We start from the raw sequence: 19,431 nt of genomic DNA, 5'->3' as shown, positions 1-19,431 counted from the left end.
CCTATATAGTACAAAAAGAGGCGACTTTAAGTTTTGTGGTTATTGAGACTGCTATTAAGCTTAATTTGTGGTCTCTTTTTTATTGTTAAAATTTTGTAAGGTATTAATTAGTAAAATAATATATAATAATTTAGAAATACCTGTATTAATTTGGAGATAATTAGATAATTTTGTACTAGCGAGGGAATTTTTATATGAAAAAAAGAAGTATTATAATAACACTTTTTATAGGAGTTTTGATTTTTGGTGGAATTAAGTTCTTTAAAGATTTAGATTACTCCATATTTAGGTTCACTGTATCAAAGGAAGTTAGGCTAAAATATGTAAATGTTGTTGATGAAGTGAGTAGAGGAAAAGTTCAAGTGAATTGGAGAGAGGTTGCATCTGTGGATGCTACATTTAACTATGGACATATAGAAACTGCTACGGAAAATAATATTAAAAGAGTAGCTGAAAGATTTATCACAAAAACTGATAAGGGGTATACCCTAAGAAGTATAGATTCTGTTGTTGAGAGTTTTGGCGGTAAAGGTGAAGATATTGAAAAGGCAAAAAGATATTTAAAAGTAATAAACAAATCAAGAAAAATGGATGAGGGGCATAAAAAAGATTTTTTTGATTCTATAAAATCTGATGCTATAAAGGTAAGTAAAAAAACAGGTATTATGCCATCTGTTATTATGGGACAAGCTGCACTGGAATCTAATTGGGGAAGATCCCAGCTCTCAAAGGATTATAAGAACTTGTTTGGAATAAAAGCAGATTCATCATGGAAGGGTAAGAAGATAAATTTCAGTACATCGGAATACTATAATACAAAAATAAGAGATGATTTTAGAGTGTATAGTAGTTTAAGTGAATCAGTAGAGGATTTTGGGAAGTTTATTGAAAACAACCCAAGGTACAAAAGGGCAGGAGTTTTTAAGGCTAAAACATATAATGAGCAGATTAAAGCTATTGAAAAAGCAGGATATAGCACAATATCTAATGAAAAAGGTGAAAAGGTATATGCCCAGTATGTGCTAGATATTATAATTTCTAATGATCTTCAGCTACTAGACTGGGAGATAAGTAAGTAGCTTTAAAGTATTATGTATTTTTATTTTTATTGTGATCTGCCTTTGAATCTAATACATAGCCTACAAATATAACAGACCCGGACACCATAATTACTGTAGCTATATCATTTATAGTAATAGTTTCTGCTGATAAAAATGTTAATATTGAATATATAAGTCCTAAAAATATAGTTAGATATACAAAACGTAATTTCATTAATATACCTCCTAAAAATTCATAAAATTTAATAATTAAGCTACTTCGAAAAGTCGTGATTATAATGTATAAAATAGCAAAATTTTTCTAGATTATAACATTGATTTTTGTAAAATGCTGTGTTAATATTTATTTGATAGCTTTAATCTAGTACTGAGATACTAGGAAGGACAGCTATATTATACCACAGTTAATGGGTAGTATACTATGCCTTCCATTTATGGAGGCATTTTTTATACCTTTAATCTAGTCCCGTGAGGCTAAAAAGGAGGAGTTAGGTAAATGTTAAAAGGTAAACATCTTATAGATCCAATGGATTTTTCACTTATAGAGCTTGAAGAAATCTTCGAGCTATCAGATCGAATTGTTTCAAACCCAGAAAATTTCTTAGATGTGTGCAAGGGAAAACTACTAGCAACACTATTTTACGAGCCAAGTACAAGAACAAGATTCAGCTTCGAGGCTGCAATGCTTAGACTTGGTGGTCAAATTATAGGTTTTTCAGAACCAAACTCATCATCAGCTTCAAAGGGAGAAAGTATATCAGACACTATAAGAACAGTAGCTTGTTATGCGGACATTGCGGTAATGAGACACCCTAAAGAAGGTGCTCCAAGAGTTGCTGCGATGAATTCAGATATACCTGTTATAAATGCTGGAGATGGAGGTCATCAACATCCAACACAAACCCTTACAGACTTAATAACTATAAGAGCTGCAAAGGGAAAGCTTACAGGGCTTAAAATTGGACTTTGTGGAGACCTTATGTTTGGAAGAACTGTACACTCTCTTATCAAAGCCTTATCAAGATATGAAGGAAATGAATTTATACTTATATCACCGAAAGAGCTACAAGTTCCAAGTTACATTAAAAGTGAAGTTCTAGAGAAGAATAATATTAAGTACAAAGAAGTTGAAAGACTTGAAGAAGTTATGGAGGAAATTGATATTCTTTACATGACAAGAGTACAAAAAGAAAGATTCTTCAATGAAGAAGATTATATAAGACTTAAGGATAGCTATATACTAGACAAAACAAAAATGGATATGGCGAGTCAAGATCTTATAGTAATGCATCCTCTGCCAAGAGTTAATGAAATTGCAGTTGAAGTAGACAAAGATCCAAGAGCTTGGTACTTTAAACAAGCGAAGTATGGAATGTTTGCTAGAATGGCATTAATCTGCAAACTATTGGGGGTAGATGAATAATGGTAACTATTAATAGGATAAAAAAAGGAATAGTAATAGACCATATAAGAGCAGGTTTTGGAATAAGGATTTTTAATTATCTAGGACTTGATAATGCAGATTTTACTGTAGCATTAATTATGAATGCGGAAAGTAGTAAAAATGGAAAGAAGGACATTATCAAAATAGAAAATGTTATTGACCTTGACTTAACAATGCTAGGTCTTATGGATCCAAATCTTACTGTAAATATAATAGAAGATGAGATGATTAAAGATAAGATTAATCTGAAGCTTCCAGAAAAAGTTGAAAATATTATAAAATGTAAGAATCCTAGATGTGTAACATCAGTTGAAAGAGAAATTAATCATGTTTTCACGCTAGTAAATGATAAAAAAGCAGAATATAAGTGTATATACTGTGACGAAATTTACACTGTTTCGGAGGTATAAGGTAAATGGAACTTCTAATTAAAAACACAAGAATTGTAGACTCGAATAACGATTTTAAAGGTGATTTATATATAAAAAATGGGATTATTGAAACAATGGGAAATAACTTAGAGGCAGACTGTGAAACTATTGATGGAGAAGGTTTGGTACTTCTTCCTTCATTTACAGATCTTCATTGTCACTTTAGATTTCCAGGTTTAACTCATAAAGAGGATATGTTATCAGGAAGTCTTGCAGCAGTTAGAGGTGGATATACAGCTGTAAACTTAATGGGAAATACAAACCCAATATGTAGTACAAATGAAGTACTTAAAACAGTTCTAGATGAAGCTGAAAAAATAGGTCTTCTAAATGTACATCAAGTAGTATCAATTACTAAAAACTTTGATGGTGAGACACTAGACCATCTAGATGAAATAAAATATCCAATAAGATTTATATCAGATGACGGTAAGGGAATCGACAAAAGCAGAGTAATGCTTAATGCCATGATGAAGGCAAAATCAATGGGTCTTATTATAATGAGCCATGTTGAACATACAGAAATAGTAAAAGAAGATACAAGACTTTCAGAAAATATAATGACTGGAAGAGATGTAGCACTAGCTAGACATACAGGGTGTCACCTTCATGTGTGCCATGTAAGTACTAAGGAAGCTATGGAAGAGATAATTAGAGCAAAGGATAGAGGGGATATGGTAACCTGTGAAGTTGCACCTCACCATATTGCACTAACTAGTGATGAAGTAGAGTATAGAGTTAACCCTCCTATAAGAGGTAAAGAGGACGTTAACTTTTTAATAGATGCGATTAAAAATGGATATGTGGATGCTATAGCTACTGACCATGCACCTCATACATTTGAGGATAAGGAAAGTGGAGCTCCAGGATTATCTGGAATAGAAACATCCTTTTCAGTATGCTACACATCTCTTGTAAGTGAAGGACATATAAGCCTTAGTAAACTTACAGAAATAATGGCTAAAAACCCAGCAAAAATGATGGGATTAAATTCAGGTGAAATAAAACTTGGAATGAATGCAGATCTAGTACTAGTTGATTTAAATAAAGAAGTAACAATAGATTCAAGTGAATTTAAATCAAAGGGAAAGAATACTCCATTTGATGGAAAGAAATACAAAGGCGAAGTTGCAGTAACTATCAAGGATGGAAAAGTGGTATACAGAAGGGAGAAATAAAATGATTATAGATAGATTATTTGAAGACGTAGAAAAAGAAGGACACGTATGTTTAGGACTTGATACAGATATTTCATATATCCCAGGGGACTTTTTAAAGAAATATGACAACTTAGAAGATGCGATATTTGAATTTAATAGAGAAATTATAGATGCTACACTAGATGCGGTATCATGTTACAAGGTTCAAATAGCCTACTATGAAGCCTATGGAATACCTGGAATGGTAGCTTACAAGAAGACTATGCAGTATATAAGAAATAAGGGCAAGATTGTTATAGCGGATATAAAAAGAGGAGATATTTCAAACACTGCAAAGATGTATGCTAAGGCACACTTTGAAGGGGATTTTGAAAGTGATTTTATAACACTTAGCCCATACATGGGACTAGACAGTATAGACCCATATCTTGACTATGTAAAGAACAAGGAAAAGGGACTATTCCTACTTGTTAGAACATCAAATGAAGGTGCTAAGGATATTCAGTATATAACTGATGAAAATGGGGAAAAGATATACGAGGTAGTTGGAGATAAATTAAATAAACTAGGTGAAGAGTACCTAGGAAAGTGTGGATATAGTTCAATAGGTGGAGTTGTTGGATGTACCCACAGAGATGAGTCAGTAAAGCTTAGAAAGGTGCTCGACAAGATGTTCTTCCTAATACCAGGATATGGAGCGCAAGGTGGAACGGCTGAGGATGTTGCACTAAGTCTTAAGGATGGTAATGGAGGAGTTGTAAACTCATCAAGAGGAATACTACTTGCCTATAAGAAAAAGGAAAACGGCGAAAAGAACTTCGCAGAATGTGCAAGAGAAGAAGCTATAAGAATGAGGGAGGATATTAGAAATGCCATTAAGCTACACTAAGTCAAAAGTATACAGTAATGAACATGTAGTAGATAATGTCTACCTAATGGAAGTAGAAATCGATGCTAAGGTAAAGGCTGGACAGTTTTACATGCTTAGAGGATGGGGATGTGAGCCAATACTACCTAGACCTATAAGTATACATGATTACAAAGATGGAAAGATATCATTCTTATATATAGTTTGTGGAGTTGGAACAGAGCACCTTAAGAATCTTAAGAAAGATGACAGAATAGAGCTTCTAGGACCACTAGGAAATGGATTCCCACTAGATAAGTTAACAGGGAATGTAGCAGTTGTTGCAGGGGGAATCGGGACTGCCCCTATGCTTCATACAATGAAGGAAATGGATGCTAAGAAAATAGATTTATATTGTGGGTTTAGAGATAAAAGTTACGGAATAGACAAGATGAAAGAGTATGCAGATGAAGTATTTATAGCAACTGAATCAGGAGATGAAGGCCACAAGGGGTATGTAATAGACCTACTAGATCCTAAAAAGTACGATGTAGTAATTACATGTGGACCTGAAATAATGATGAAAAAGGTAGCGGATATGTGTAATGAAGCAGATGTTGAATGCTATGTTTCAATGGAAAGTCATATGGCATGTGGAGTTGGTGCTTGTCTTGTATGTACATGTAAAACAAAAAACGGAAACAAAAGAGCATGTAAAGAGGGGCCAGTATTTTCAAGTAGGGATGTGATTTTTGGTGAGTAGTAAGGTTGTAATTAACGGAATAGATTTTAAAAACCCTGTAATAACAGCTTCAGGGACATTTGGATTCGGTCAAGAGTATAACGAAATATATGATGTATCAAGCTTAGGCGGTATATCATCTAAGGGACTTACTATAAATCCAAAAGAGGGAAATGATGGGCCAAGAGTAGTAGAAACAAGAGCAGGGATGATGAATAGTGTAGGACTTCAAAACCCAGGAATAGATGTTTTTATAAGTAATGAACTTCCTGGAATGAAGAAGCTAAACACTAGAATACTTGCAAATCTTGGAGGAGCTACAATTGAGGACTACATAAATGGTACATTAAAGCTTAATGATACTGATGTAGACATAATAGAGCTTAATATATCATGCCCAAATGTTAAGTGTGGGGGAATGGCACTTGGTATAAAGGCGGAAACAGCAGCGGATGTTGTAAGAAAAGTTAAGGAAGTAAGCAAGAAGCCATTAATGGTTAAGCTTTCTCCTAATGCAGAAAGTATAGTGAAGGTTGCAGTAGCATGCGAAGAAGCTGGAGCAGACTCACTTTCACTTGTAAATACATTTAAGGGAATGGCGATTGATATAAGAAGGAAAGCACCTGTATTTAAAAATGTAGTTGCAGGACTTTCAGGACCAGCTATTAAGCCAATAGCACTAAGTATGGTATATGAAGTAGCAGGTGCTGTAAACATTCCTGTAATAGGAATGGGTGGAATAACAACTTGGGAAGATGCTATAGAATTTATAATGGCAGGTTCAACTGCAATTCAAGTAGGAACTGCAAACTTTATAAAGCCAGATGCAGCCCTTGATATAGTAAATGGAATAGAAGAATACATGAATAAAGAAGGTATAAAAAGTTTAGAAGAAATTAGAGGAATTGCTAGGAGGTAACAAATATGAGTACAATAGAAATACTAAAGGAAGTTGAAGCACTACTAGAAGGACATTTTTTACTATCATCAGGAAGACACAGTGATAAGTACTGCCAATGCGCAAAGCTACTTATGTACCCAGATAAAGCTGCAAAGGTACTATCAACAGTAGTAGACCAACTTAAGGACATAGATGTAGATGTTGTTGTAGGACCAGCTATGGGTGGAGTTGTTGTATCATACGAAATGGGAAGACAACTAGGAAAAAGAACTATTTTCACTGAAAGAGAAAATGGTGTTATGACTCTTAGAAGAGGATTTGAAATAGCTAAGGGTGAAAAGGTTATAATCACTGAGGACGTTGTAACAACAGGAAAGTCATTTAACGAAGCTATCGAAGCTGTTACAAAGGCTGGTGGAGAAGTTGTAGCAATTGCTTGTATAGTAGATAGAAGAGCTGAAGGTGTAGAATTCGACCTACCACTATACAGTGCTATAAAGCTTGATGTTAAGTCATATGATGCAGATGATTGTCCACTATGTAAAGAAGGACTACCATACATTAAGCCAGGAAGCAGAAATATAAAGTAATTAAAATATATAAAATTAACCCTTTATAGATATTACTCTATAAAGGGTTAATAACTTTTAACTTATTGAATAGTTAATATTTAGTATGTAAATATACTTTTTATGGGTATACTATACATGAATAAAGTTATATGCTAAATTATATGTTGCAATTTGCCGTATTACGTTATAAAGTTATTTATATAAACATACTAAATCGTATAGTAATTGAAGGGAGACGGACGATGAATAAGGAATTAGTACTTATTGTAGACTTCGGAGGTCAATATAATCAGCTAATAGCTAGAAGAGTTAGAGAAGCTGGTGTTTACTGTGAAATAATACCATACAGTAAGGCTTTTGAAGTTATAGATGAAAGAAAACCAGGTGGGATTATATTTACTGGTGGACCAAACAGTGTTTACAAGGAAGATTCACCATTAATAGACAAGAGAATATTTGAACTTTCTATTCCAGTGCTTGGAATTTGCTACGGAGACCAACTTATGGCACATCAACTAGGGGGGACTGTTGAACCTGCATCATACAGAGAGTATGGTAATACTAAGATTAAGTTTGACACTAAGTCACCTATATTTAAGGGTGTTGCAGAAGAAGCAGAAGTTTTCATGAGTCATACAGACCATATATCTAAGCTTCCTGAAGGATTTAAGGTTATAGCATCTACAGATAGTTGTACAAATGCTGCTATGGCTAACGAAGAAAAGAATTTATACGGAATCCAATTCCACCCAGAAGTTAAGCATTCACAATATGGACAGGACATACTTAAGAACTTCCTATTTGAAATTTGTGACTTAAAAGCTGATTGGTCTATGTCATCATTTGTAGAGGATAAGATTAAGGAAATTAAGGAACTAGTTGGAGATAAGAAGGTTATATGTGGACTTTCAGGTGGAGTAGATTCATCTGTAGCAGCAGTTTTAGTTCATAAGGCAATTGGAAAGAACCTAACTTGTATCTTCGTTGACCACGGTCTACTTAGAAAAAATGAAGGTAAGGAAGTATATGACACTTTCAAAGAAAAGTTTGATATGAACCTTATTATGGTTGACGCTAAGGAAAGATTCTTAACTAAGCTAAAGGGTGTAACAGAACCTGAAGCTAAGAGAAAGATAATCGGTGAAGAATTCATAAGAGTTTTTGAAGCTGAATCAAATAAGCTAGAAGGTATAGATTTCCTAGTTCAAGGAACTATATATCCAGATATAGTTGAAAGTGGAACAGAAACATCTCAAACAATCAAGAGTCACCATAATGTTGGTGGACTTCCAGAAGACATTACATTTAAGCTAATTGAACCTCTAAGAGAACTATTTAAGGATGAGGTTAGAGAAGTTGGTCGTGAAATGTCAATTCCAGAGGAAGTTGTTTCAAGACAACCATTCCCAGGACCAGGACTTGGAATTAGAATACTTGGAGAAGTTAGCGAAGATAAGCTAGAGATCCTTAGAGAAGCAGATGCTATACTTAGAGAAGAAGTTAAAAACGCAGGATTAGATAAGGAAATATGGCAATACTTTGCGGTACTTCCTAACATAAGAAGTGTTGGAGTTATGGGAGACGAAAGAACATACTCACACACTATAGCTCTAAGAGCTGTTGAAAGTGTTGATGGTATGACATCAGAATGGTTCAGAGTTCCATATGATGTACTTCAAAAGATATCATCAAGAATTGTTAATGAAGTTCCAAACATAAACAGAATAGTTTATGATATAACTTCAAAACCACCAGCAACAATCGAGTGGGAATAGTTAATTGAAAAGTCTACAATCCTTATAAAGTAGGGGTTGTAGACTTTTCCCTTTGTCTACAAGTTTTTTACTGTTTTCCTTTAATAATACATAGTTAGAAAGTAAATTCTATTTAGACTTTAGAATATACCCTATTAACTTTTACTGGCAAAAGTTATATAATATTAAACTGGTGGGAAATTTTTATAAATTATTACAAAATTATCCGAAAAGGGTGTTTGATATTACTAAAAATAAAGGTAAAATGTAATTATATAGGGTGGGATGTATAAGTATACTGTATAAAGGGGGATATTATCATAAAAAATTCAGCATATAAAATTCTCATTGTAGATGATAATCATAATAACCTATTTTCTTTGAAAGCTTTAATTGAAGAATATATTGATTCTACAGTAATAGAAGCAGATTCAGCTAAAAATGCTTTAAAGGAACTGTTTAAGCACAAAGTAGATTTAATTATTTTAGATATTCAAATGGAAGAAATAGATGGTTTTGAACTTGCTTCTATTATAAAAAATAGAAAAAAAACAAAGGATATTCCTATAGTTTTTTTAACTGCCTCATATGTAGGTGAAGAGTTTAGAAAAAGGGGATTTGAAATAGGAGCAGTAGATTACCTCACAAAGCCAATTGATGAATATCAATTAATTAATAGAATTAATATATACTTAAAGCTTATTGAAAAAGAGAGAAATATGAATATTGAACTAGAAAAGAGAGTAAATGAGCAGTTTAATGAGTTAATTAAAGCAAAGGAAAAAGCAGAGGCTGCAAGTGAGGCAAAGGATGTATTTTTAGCAAATATATCTCATGAATTAAGAACGCCACTTAATATTCTGTTAAGTACCATACAATTAATGAATCTATACTTGAAAAAAGATGAAGTTATAGATAGGAACAAGTTTCGAAAGAAAATTAATTTACAAAAGCAAAACTGTTATAGATTATTAAGGCTTATTAATAATCTAATTGATATAACAAGAATTGATAAGGAGCATTTTAATATTAGTCTAGATACACATAACATTATAGAGGTTATAGAGGGAATTACGCTATCAGTTGTTGAGTATGTTGAGAGTAAAGGCATTACACTTGTGTTTGATACTGATATTGAGGAAAAAGTTATAGAATGTGATTTAAGTGCAATTGAGAGAATTATGTTAAACCTTCTTTCAAATGCTATTAAGTTTACTCCAGGTGGAGGGTGTATTTATGTAAATGTAGAGGCTATGGATGATATAGTTAAAATTTCAGTAGCTGATACAGGTATTGGAATAAGTAAGGATAAGGCAGATGTTATATTTGAAAGATTTAAACAGGTAGATAATTTGCTTACAAGAAAGCATGAGGGAAGTGGTATAGGATTAAGTCTTGTAAAATCACTTGTGGAAATGCATGAAGGAAGAATTTATATTAATAGCAACTATAAAAACGGAAGTGAATTTGTTGTTGAGCTACCAGCAAAACCTATAGAAAAGGAAAAGGTCATTGTTTCAGACTTAGTAAACAAATCAATTGAGGATATTAATCAAAAAGTGCTTATGGAATTTTCTGATATATACTTTTAAAAGGTTAATTTAGTGTCTATAGCAGAAGATAAATTAACTTATGTGAGTTGTGACTAAGCTGATAATGTTGAATTATATTATTAGAGGAGGGCATATGGATTTTTTAAGAAGAATTACTATAAAAAAGAGATTACTTATAGTATTTGCGATATTAATGAGTGCTTTTATTGGCTTTAGTATATTTGCATCTATGCAAGCGCAAAAACTAGGAGATGTAGCTGAAAAAATATATAATCAGCCTATGCAAGTTTCTAGTGCTGCAACTGAAGCACATTATAATGTTATTAAAATCCATAGAGGACTAAATTATATTGTATTATCACAAAGTCCCGAGGAATTGCAAAGGGAAAAGGACAAAGTAGACGTACTTGTTCAAGAAGTCTTTATGAATCTTAATTCTATAAGAGAAAAGTCCCAGGATGAAGAAATACTAAAGGTAGAAAAGGAAGCCAGAGATATTTTAATAGAATGGAAACGTGAACAAATTACACTATTTAATTTGGTTTTAGCTAAGAAAACTAATGAAGCTGCTATAGCAACAAAAACCAAAGGTGCAAATTATGTTCAGCAGCTAGAATATGTACTAAATGCAATAGAGAATTATTCAACGAATAAGGCAAATGTATTAATTAAACAGGCAAATCAAATTGAAAGTTCTCAAAAATCAATTTTAATTACATCAACTATTACTGTTTTAGCATTTATCTTTGGACTATTTGTTTTAACAATAAGCAGTATCTTAAAGCCAATTAGTATGCTCCAAAATACTATGTCTATTAGTGCGAATACAGGTCATATAGAAGAGGCAGATATTGATGGAAAAAATGAAGTTGCAGATATGGCAAGATATTATAATAATTTAGTCAAGATATTAAAGGAAGAATTTTGGATAAAAGATGGGTTAAACTCACTAAACCAAGAACTATCTATAAGTGTTAACCTAAATGAATTTGCTCAAAAAACTATTAACTTTTTATCAAGAAATATGGAATGTGGAAATGCAGCTTTTTATCTATATGATGAAGCAAGTAATTCATTACACCTTAATGCTTCATTTGCATTTACTGAAAGAGATGCATTATCCCATAAATATGAAATTGGAGAGGGTACTATTGGACAAGCTGCCCTTGAAAAAAAACCTATACTTTTAAAAAATATTAAAAGAAATGATGTTTTAATTACTACAGGTACTGTATGTGAAGCTCCTTTAAATACATATACTTTCCCGGTAGTTTTTGAGGATGAGATTTATGCAGTAATTGAGCTTGCATCCTTTGAACCATTTACTAAATTAAAGCAGGAATTAATTGAGGAAGCTAGTAAAATTATTTCTATTAACCTATATTCAGTGATACAAAATAATAAGATTAAGAATCTTCTTGAAGCCTCAGAGAAGGCTAAAAAAGAGGCAGAAAAAGCTCGTGAAGAGGTTGAAGAGGTAAATGAATCACTAGAACAGCAGAAGAAATTACTTCAGGAACAAACCGAGGAGCTTCAAAAAAGCAATGTACAACTCGAGGAACAACATCAATTGCTTCAACAACAAAGTGAAGAGTTACAACAAACTAATGCACAACTTGAAGAACAACAGCAGCAACTTGAAGAACAATCAAATATGCTTAATATCCAAAATGAAAATCTAGAAAAGTCAAGAGAAGAGCTTTCAGGTCGTTCCAAGGAACTTGAGATGGCTAATAAATATAAATCTGAGTTTCTTGCAAATATGTCACATGAACTTCGTACGCCGCTAAATGCTATAATTTTACTTTCACGACTTATGATTAAGGATAATGCAGATAAATTAAGTAATAATAATTTAGAAAAAATAGATGTTATACATAAATCAGGACATGAACTGTTAAGGCTTATTAACTCTATATTAGATTTATCAAAAATAGAGTCTGGAAAAATGATCTTAGATATTACTAAGTTTTATTCAGAGGATTTGTTATTTGAACTTAAGCAACTTTTTAAAGAATCCGCAAATGAAAAGAATATAGAATTTATAGCTGAGGATTTAGCAGATAAAGAAATTATAGGAGATAAGAATAAGATATCTCAAATTCTTAGAAACTTTTTATCCAATGCTTTAAAATTTACAAATGAGGGGTCAGTTACCTTAAGGGCTGAGCTTAAAAATAATAGTGATATAGTTTTTTCAGTTATAGATACGGGAATAGGAATTCCAAAAGAAAAGCAGTTACTTATTTTTGAAGAGTTTCAACAACTTGATGGGTCTACAACAAGAAAATATGGAGGAACTGGACTTGGACTTTGTATTTCTAAGAAGTTAGCAGATGTTATGGATGGTGAAATAAAAGTTGTAAGTAATGATGGAGAAGGAAGTACATTCTCACTATACTTAAAAGATGTAATAGTTAAAGACAGTGAAGGTAAAAAATATAATAGCAAATCATGTTTAATCTATGATGATATAGAACTATCAAAATCAGAGGTAGCAGTGGATTTAGAGGAAGGTAGTAGTAAAACTATATTAGTAATAGAAGACGATATAAACTTTGCAAATATAATAAAAAAAATTAATGATGATATAGGTATTAATACTTTAGTAGCATCAAATGGGAAAATGGGATTAGACTTAGCTAAAAAATTTAAGATTGATGGTATACTACTTGATTTAGGTTTACCTGATATTAGTGGTGCTGAGGTATTAAGAGAATTAAAGAGCACTATTGAGTTAAGGAATATACCTGTACATATTATATCCGCAAGAGGTAAGGATAGTAGTGATTTGGAAATTGAAGATAGTATTTATCATGAAAAGCCAATTAGTGATGAAGAAATTACATCATTAGTACTAGAAATGGTTAATCTTTCTCAGGAAAACAGAGATAACCTACTAGAGGATATAACAAACTTAAGTCTAAAGGATAAGAATATACTTGTAGTAGACGATGACCCAAGAAATATATTTGTTTTAGCAGCAGCCCTTGAGAATTATGGAGCAACAATTTATGAAGCTGAAAATGGAAGGGATTGTCTTGAACAGTTAGGCAGAGAAAAAATAGATTTAGTATTAATGGATATTATGATGCCTGAGATGAATGGATTTGAGGCAATAAGGGCCATACGTACAGATGAAAGTTTAAAGGATATTCCTATAATTGCTATAACCGCAAAAAGCCTAAAGGGAGATAAGGAAAAATGTATTGAGGCTGGTGCCAATGACTATATTTCAAAACCTGTACATCATGATATATTAATTCGTTTAGTTAAAGCATGGATTGGAAGATAAATAGAACTTTGGTTTAAAGAGAGTTTTACTCCCTTTAAACCTCAATATAGAATATTAAGGATAGGGGTGGAACTTTGAACATCTACTCAAATAAAGATAGCATAACAAATTATATATCAGTACTTGGAAATATATCTTCTAAGGAGGATATAGAATACCTATCTTCGCTTCTTTTAAAAAGCGATAATTTAGAGATGCAAATTACATTTTTAAGTGCTGCAATGCTTCCATCTCAAATAGTAGAAAACCTTATATGGGTGCAAAAAAATAAAAAATGCAAAATATATGTTTTAAGAAGATATTTATATTCATACCTTTATAGCCTTGGTGTTAATTGTCTTTACATTAAAAGTAAATCTGTGGAAAGTAAAGCTATTTTACATAACAAGGTTGATAACACAGAAGAAATAAATAAAGATGAAGTAACGATATTCTTAAAAGAAATATATGAAAAATACCGATACAATTATACAGAATATCAATTAGATAGCATAATAAGAAGAATTAAAATAGGAATGTTAAGGGAAAATACGAAAAAGTTTCAGGAATTTAAAGAAAAGGTACTTAATAATAGCTATATATTTGAACAGATTTTTCTAGATTTCTCTATAAATACAACGGAGTTTTTTAGAAATCCTAATGTGTTTAATACAATTAGGGTGAAAATATTGCCACATTTAAATGCTCATTCCTATATTAAAATTTGGTGTGCAGGGTGTTCAACTGGTCAAGAACCCTACTCACTGGCTATTGTTTTAAAAGAGTTAGGTATGTTAGATAAATGTCAAATATATGCTACAGATATAAATCCCTATGTGATTTCAGAGGCAAGAAATGGAATATATCCACTACAAAGTGTTGAAGTAGCTGAAAGAAATTATAAAAGTTCCGGTGGAACTGAAAGTTTCACTCAATATTTTGAAGTAAAGGATAAATATCTAAAAATAAAAAAAGATATTAAGGAGAGAATATTATTCTTTGATCATAGTATTATCGATAACGGGGTACCGGGAGAATTTCATTTAATACTTTGTAGAAATCTCTTTATATATTTTAATTTTCAGCTTCAGGAAAAAATGCTAAAAACATTTAGTAAGGCTTTAGATGAAAAGGGATTCTTAGTTTTAGGGAAAAGTGAAGGAATACTTCTGAATAATGGAAGTACTTATTTTGATAAATATCATGAAAAACATAGGATATATATAAGGCGTTAGTATACTTAAATTAAAATAGATAATAAAACACTAAAAATAAGTAGTTATTAATTAAATAATATTCAAGAATAGGGTAGGAATAAAATACTAAAAGGCACTTCCTTTGGTAATAATCTTAATAGATGTTATCAAGGGGGTGCTTTTCTTATGAAGCTTTACAAGTTTTTTAAAAGAATTAGTATATTTATGCTTATTATAACTTTTATTTATATAGGAAATAAGTTTAAGGATTACGGATCTCAAGAGGAAGTAAAAGAAGTTTCTATTGCAAGAAAGAAGATTGAAAGTATTATGTACGAGAGAATAGGCGCAGAAAAGGGAGTATATAGCTATGAAGAGAGTACTCAAAAAAATAAAATGCTATATAGGCTATCTAGCGAATATTACTATGCAGACAAGGATGTAGGATTAATATTCGAAGAGGATGAGAATGTTTCAGGTATATATATGGCAGATAGCATCTATAAAGATAATGAAAGTAAAACCTTAATTCTAAAGGACTATGTTCCAATTAGCTATGGAAAAAGATTCGCTGATGACATTGTTTTCTTCGCAGAAAATATTAATGATAATAGAGTTAAGGTATTTTGTAGATATAATCTAGCTACAGAAAAAATTGATACTAAGGAAGTTAGTATCTTTAGTAATGCTGATATTAAAGATATTGAATTTATAGACATTAACAATGTGATTTATTCTAAGAAGCTAATAGCTATAAAGAATTCAATATTTCAATCATATTCCTATAATGTAAGGGGAAATGAGGAAACTAAGACTACAGATAGTGACTCAGAGGTTGTAAGTTCTATTATTTCAAATGAAAAAGATAAAACTGCATATATAAAAAAGGATAAGTATACCTATAACCTATATGTTTATGATATAAATTCCAAAAAAACTACTCAGATAAAACTTAAGGAGCCAATAGTAGGTGGAAGTATAGTTTGGTCTCCTGATGATAAGTACCTTTTATGTACAACACTAAACAAAGGTTATAAGGATAAGTTAAACATAATAGATCTTGAAAGTGGGAAAATAGATTTAATTAATGGTATATATAATGCTATTTTTTCAAATGATGGAAAAAGTATAATAGGTGCAGCATATGAAAAGGACCAAAGTTTACAGTGTATTTACTCATTTAATATTAAGTCTAAGGAAAAGAAAATCATATACTCATTTTTTGAAAGTGGTAATTTTTCAAGAAGTATTAAGCTCCTAGAACATACATCTATCTAGGGGCTTTAACTTAATTAATTCATAATAAAGGTGTGATATAATTTATCTAAAAGAAATTTAGGAGGAGTATTTATGGTTAAAGCAGTTTTGTTTGATTTAGATGGAACACTACTTGATACTAATAACTTAATAATGGAATCATTTAAACACACCTATAGAAAACACCTTGACTTTAATGTAGAGGAAAAGGAAATCATTAAGAATTTTGGTGAGCCTTTAATTACAACCCTTAATAGGTATTCAAAGGATAATATAGATGAAATGTTAGATACCTATAGAAGGTTTAATTATGATAATCATGATGCTATGACTAGTATTATGGAAGGGGCCAAGGAAACTCTTGAATCCCTTATAAATAAAGGTATTAAGCTTGGGGTTGTTACATCGAAAAGAGAGGTTATGGCAAGGAAAGGCTTAGTTCTTTTTGATATAGAAAAGTATTTTGATACAGTTATAACACCGGAACTTACAGATAAGCACAAGCCAAATCCAGAGCCTATATATGAAGCTTGTAGGAATCTTAAAATAAAACCTAATGAAAGTATCATGGTAGGAGATAGTAGTTTTGATATACTATGTGGAAAAAATGCAGGAGCAAAAACATGTTTAGTTAACTACACTTTACTTGATAAAATAGAAATAAATAAATACAAACCCGATTATAAAGTAGATAAGCTTAATGATATATTGGAAATAATATAAGATAAAATCAGAATGATTATCAGTAAATTTGAAATAATGTTCAATTGACAAGCATAATATACAGTGATAATATGAAGTTAATGTTAATAATTTATACGCTAGGGGGTAAATATGAGTCAGGAAAATGTTAGATCAAAGAACTCAGAATCACTATTTGAAAAGATTTTCAAACTTAAAGAAAATAAAACAGATATAAAAACAGAAGTTTTAGCAGGTATTACTACCTTTTTAACAATGGCATACATTTTATTCGTTAATCCAAATATACTTAAGATGGCTGGTATGAATTCAGCGGGAGTTTTAGGCGAGGGAGCTGCAAAAATTACTACCGCAGACCCAGTAGTGGCGTCAGTATTTATGGCTACTTGTGTTGCAGCAGCTGCAGGTTCAATTCTTTTAGGGTTGCTTGCGAACCTACCATTTGCAGTTGCATCAGGTATGGGACTTAATGCATTTTTTACTTTTACAGTTGTTATGGGAATGAAACACACATGGCAAGAAGCACTTGCTGCTGTATTTATTTCAGGGGTAGTTTTCTTTAGTATTTGTGTTACACCACTTCTTAATATACTTGTAAAAGCTCTTCCTAAAAATATTAAGCTAGCTATTACAGGGGGAATTGGTTTATTTATAGCACTTGTTGGTCTTAAATCAGGTGGAATAATAGTAGACAACCCTGATACATTAGTTGGATTTGGAAATGTTACTAATCCTGCTGTATTACTAACGATTATCGGTATAATAGTAACTGCTATACTTTTAGCTTTAAATGTTAAGGCTTCAATGCTTATTGGAATCATAGTTACCACTTTAATTGGTATTCCCATGGGAATAACTCATAAGATTACAAATATATTTCAAATGCCACCATCAATGAGTCCAACATTCCTTAAAATGGACTTTGCAGGACTATTATTTGGTGGAGATAAAGGAATACTAGCTACAATTTTAAGTATTGTTCTAGTTGTTATTACAATTACACTTGTTGATTTATTTGATTCTGTAGGTACTTTAATTGGGACAGCAAGTAGAGCTGGACTTGTTAATGAAGATGGTACAGTTAAAAATGTAAATAAAGCTATGATGGCTGCTTCATTTGGTGTTGTAATTGGTGCAAGCTGTGGTACATCAACAATGACTACATATGTTGAATCAACTGCAGGTATAGCTCAAGGGGGTAGAACAGGACTTACTTCCGTAACAGTTGGAGTTTTATTTATAGCTGCAATGTTTCTAACTGGAATAGTAGGTATAGTTCCAGCACAAGCAACAGCTCCTGCCCTAGTTATAGTTGGTGTTCTAATGCTCTCAGCTGTATCAGAAATAGACTTTAGCGACTTTACAGAATCTGTTCCAGTATTCTTTATAATCGCAATGATGCCATTTACATATTCAATTGCAAATGGTATATCAATTGGTTTAATAATGTATCCTATAATGAAGATTTTCACAGGAAGATGGAAAGAAGTACATCCGATTGTTTATGTACTTGCTGTACTATTTATAATTAGATATTTAGCCCTTCCTCATTAATATGAAATTATAAAAATTTTAGGCTGCTTACAAATGTAAGTGGCCTTTTGTTGTTAAGAGCCTTATTAAAAGTGACGATACAAATTAAAGTACCTTTAATTACAAGGAGTGAATTAAATGAATGTTAATGAAGTATCAAGACTTATGAATATATATATGTTAAATACAATGATGAAGTCAGGAATTACATCTTCAGAATCATCAGGAGTAGAGTCTACAGGAGTAAGTTCTCTAGGTTCATCGGGACTTGGGTCTAATAATTCAGATCTTTTTGAGTATTTGCTTCAATCAGCATTAAATAATGGCAACTCTACATCAAGTTGCGGATGTAATTGTTGTAGTTCTTCATATAATGGGCAATCTTTGAGTAATAATATTAATAATACATATAATACTTTAGATAAAGTAGTTTCTGATTCATCAAAATCTTCAACTGCTTCAGCTATACCAAGTACAAATACTTCATCTAGTACCTCAGGTGAGGTTTATGGAGTGTATGGTGATTTTTATCCTATGGGTAAGGCACCTAAGTTATCTAGTAAGGATATAAATATATCCCCTAGAATTGATGATGCTATAAAGGAAGCTAGTAAGAAATATGGTGTTGAAGAAAGTTTTGTAAGGGCAATCATTAAGCAGGAATCATCATTTAATCCAAATACTAAGTCAGGGGCTGGTGCTATGGGACTTATGCAGCTTATGTCATATAACGCTACAGATTATGGTGTTAAGAATCCATATAATATAGAGCAAAATGTAAATGGCGGAGTCAATTACATAAAGGATTTATTAGATAAATTTAATGGTAACAAGCAATTAGCACTTTCTGCTTATAATGGTGGCATTACAAGAATGAGTAAAAGAGGTGTAGACACTGTTCCTGAAATAGTGAATATGCCAAGGGAAACTAGAGATTATGTATCTAAGGTTATGGGATATTATAATCAATACAAACAGGTTCAAAATATTTAATAAATTTCAGG

17 protein-coding genes are annotated in these 19,431 nt (G+C 31.7%); 16 read left to right on the top strand and 1 reads right to left on the bottom strand.

From position 1 onward, the window contains the following. Positions 1-194: 194 nt before the first annotated feature. Positions 195-1,079 (top strand): glycoside hydrolase family 73 protein, encoded by an 885-nt coding sequence (locus CLCY_RS00145; protein WP_048569111.1) that lies wholly within the window; start codon positions 195-197, stop codon positions 1,077-1,079. A 10-nt stretch (positions 1,080-1,089) separates the two neighbouring features. Here the strand turns inward: CLCY_RS00145 and CLCY_RS00140 are convergent, their stop codons facing one another. Next, positions 1,090-1,275 (bottom strand): hypothetical protein, encoded by a 186-nt coding sequence (locus CLCY_RS00140; RefSeq protein WP_048569110.1) that lies wholly within the window; start codon positions 1,273-1,275, stop codon positions 1,090-1,092. 282 nt (positions 1,276-1,557) lie between these two features. Between CLCY_RS00140 and pyrB the strand changes: the two genes are divergently transcribed. From pyrB to CLCY_RS13250, 15 genes are all read left to right on the top strand, one after another. Then, positions 1,558-2,484 (top strand): aspartate carbamoyltransferase, encoded by a 927-nt coding sequence (gene pyrB, locus CLCY_RS00135; RefSeq protein WP_048569109.1) that lies wholly within the window; start codon positions 1,558-1,560, stop codon positions 2,482-2,484. Beyond that, positions 2,484-2,915, top strand: coding sequence for an aspartate carbamoyltransferase regulatory subunit (locus tag CLCY_RS00130; protein ID WP_048569108.1), 432 nt, complete (start codon positions 2,484-2,486; stop codon positions 2,913-2,915). The genes pyrB and CLCY_RS00130 overlap by 1 nt, the downstream gene beginning before the upstream one ends. Before the next feature lie 5 nt (positions 2,916-2,920). After that, on the top strand, positions 2,921-4,114 hold the full coding sequence (locus tag CLCY_RS00125) for a dihydroorotase (RefSeq protein WP_048569107.1): 1,194 nt from the start codon (positions 2,921-2,923) through the stop codon (positions 4,112-4,114). Between the two features lies 1 nt (position 4,115). After that, a complete protein-coding gene (pyrF, locus tag CLCY_RS00120) occupies positions 4,116-4,985 on the top strand; it encodes an orotidine-5'-phosphate decarboxylase (protein ID WP_048569106.1) in 870 nt (289 codons plus the stop codon). After that, positions 4,966-5,706: a dihydroorotate dehydrogenase electron transfer subunit gene (locus CLCY_RS00115; protein WP_048569105.1), complete on the top strand. Its 741-nt coding sequence runs from the start codon at positions 4,966-4,968 to the stop codon at positions 5,704-5,706. The genes pyrF and CLCY_RS00115 overlap by 20 nt, the downstream gene beginning before the upstream one ends. Next, positions 5,699-6,604, top strand: coding sequence for a dihydroorotate dehydrogenase (locus CLCY_RS00110; RefSeq protein ID WP_048569104.1), 906 nt, complete (start codon positions 5,699-5,701; stop codon positions 6,602-6,604). Before CLCY_RS00115 ends, CLCY_RS00110 begins: the two co-directional genes overlap by 8 nt. Before the next feature lie 5 nt (positions 6,605-6,609). Next, a complete protein-coding gene (gene pyrE, locus CLCY_RS00105) occupies positions 6,610-7,176 on the top strand; it encodes an orotate phosphoribosyltransferase (RefSeq protein ID WP_048569103.1) in 567 nt (188 codons plus the stop codon). 224 nt (positions 7,177-7,400) lie between these two features. After that, positions 7,401-8,933, top strand: coding sequence for a glutamine-hydrolyzing GMP synthase (gene guaA / locus CLCY_RS00100; protein WP_048569102.1), 1,533 nt, complete (start codon positions 7,401-7,403; stop codon positions 8,931-8,933). A 359-nt stretch (positions 8,934-9,292) separates the two neighbouring features. Continuing rightward, positions 9,293-10,504 (top strand): hybrid sensor histidine kinase/response regulator, encoded by a 1,212-nt coding sequence (locus tag CLCY_RS00095; RefSeq protein ID WP_242844918.1) that lies wholly within the window; start codon positions 9,293-9,295, stop codon positions 10,502-10,504. A 94-nt stretch (positions 10,505-10,598) separates the two neighbouring features. After that, positions 10,599-13,760 (top strand): response regulator, encoded by a 3,162-nt coding sequence (locus tag CLCY_RS00090; RefSeq protein ID WP_048569100.1) that lies wholly within the window; start codon positions 10,599-10,601, stop codon positions 13,758-13,760. 74 nt (positions 13,761-13,834) lie between these two features. Continuing rightward, entirely contained in the window at positions 13,835-14,974 is a 1,140-nt protein-coding gene (locus tag CLCY_RS00085; protein ID WP_242844917.1) for a CheR family methyltransferase, read from the top strand. Positions 14,975-15,121: 147 nt separating this feature from the next. Next, positions 15,122-16,213, top strand: coding sequence for a hypothetical protein (locus CLCY_RS00080; protein ID WP_048569099.1), 1,092 nt, complete (start codon positions 15,122-15,124; stop codon positions 16,211-16,213). Positions 16,214-16,285: 72 nt separating this feature from the next. Then, a complete protein-coding gene (gene ppaX / locus CLCY_RS00075; protein WP_048569098.1) occupies positions 16,286-16,915 on the top strand; it encodes a pyrophosphatase PpaX in 630 nt (209 codons plus the stop codon). A 111-nt stretch (positions 16,916-17,026) separates the two neighbouring features. Continuing rightward, complete coding sequence (locus tag CLCY_RS00070) at positions 17,027-18,448, top strand: NCS2 family permease (protein WP_048569097.1); 1,422 nt, start codon at positions 17,027-17,029, stop codon at positions 18,446-18,448. A 117-nt stretch (positions 18,449-18,565) separates the two neighbouring features. Next, a complete protein-coding gene (locus CLCY_RS13250; RefSeq protein ID WP_053083203.1) occupies positions 18,566-19,420 on the top strand; it encodes a lytic transglycosylase domain-containing protein in 855 nt (284 codons plus the stop codon). The last annotated feature ends 11 nt before the right edge of the window (positions 19,421-19,431 follow it).

Origin of the sequence: Clostridium cylindrosporum DSM 605 (genome assembly GCF_001047375.1) — a bacterium.
GTDB lineage: Bacteria > Bacillota > Clostridia > Clostridiales > Caloramatoraceae > Clostridium_AB > Clostridium_AB cylindrosporum.
Note: the sequence above shows the minus strand (reverse complement) of the source record. Positions and strands in the feature narration are given on the sequence as shown.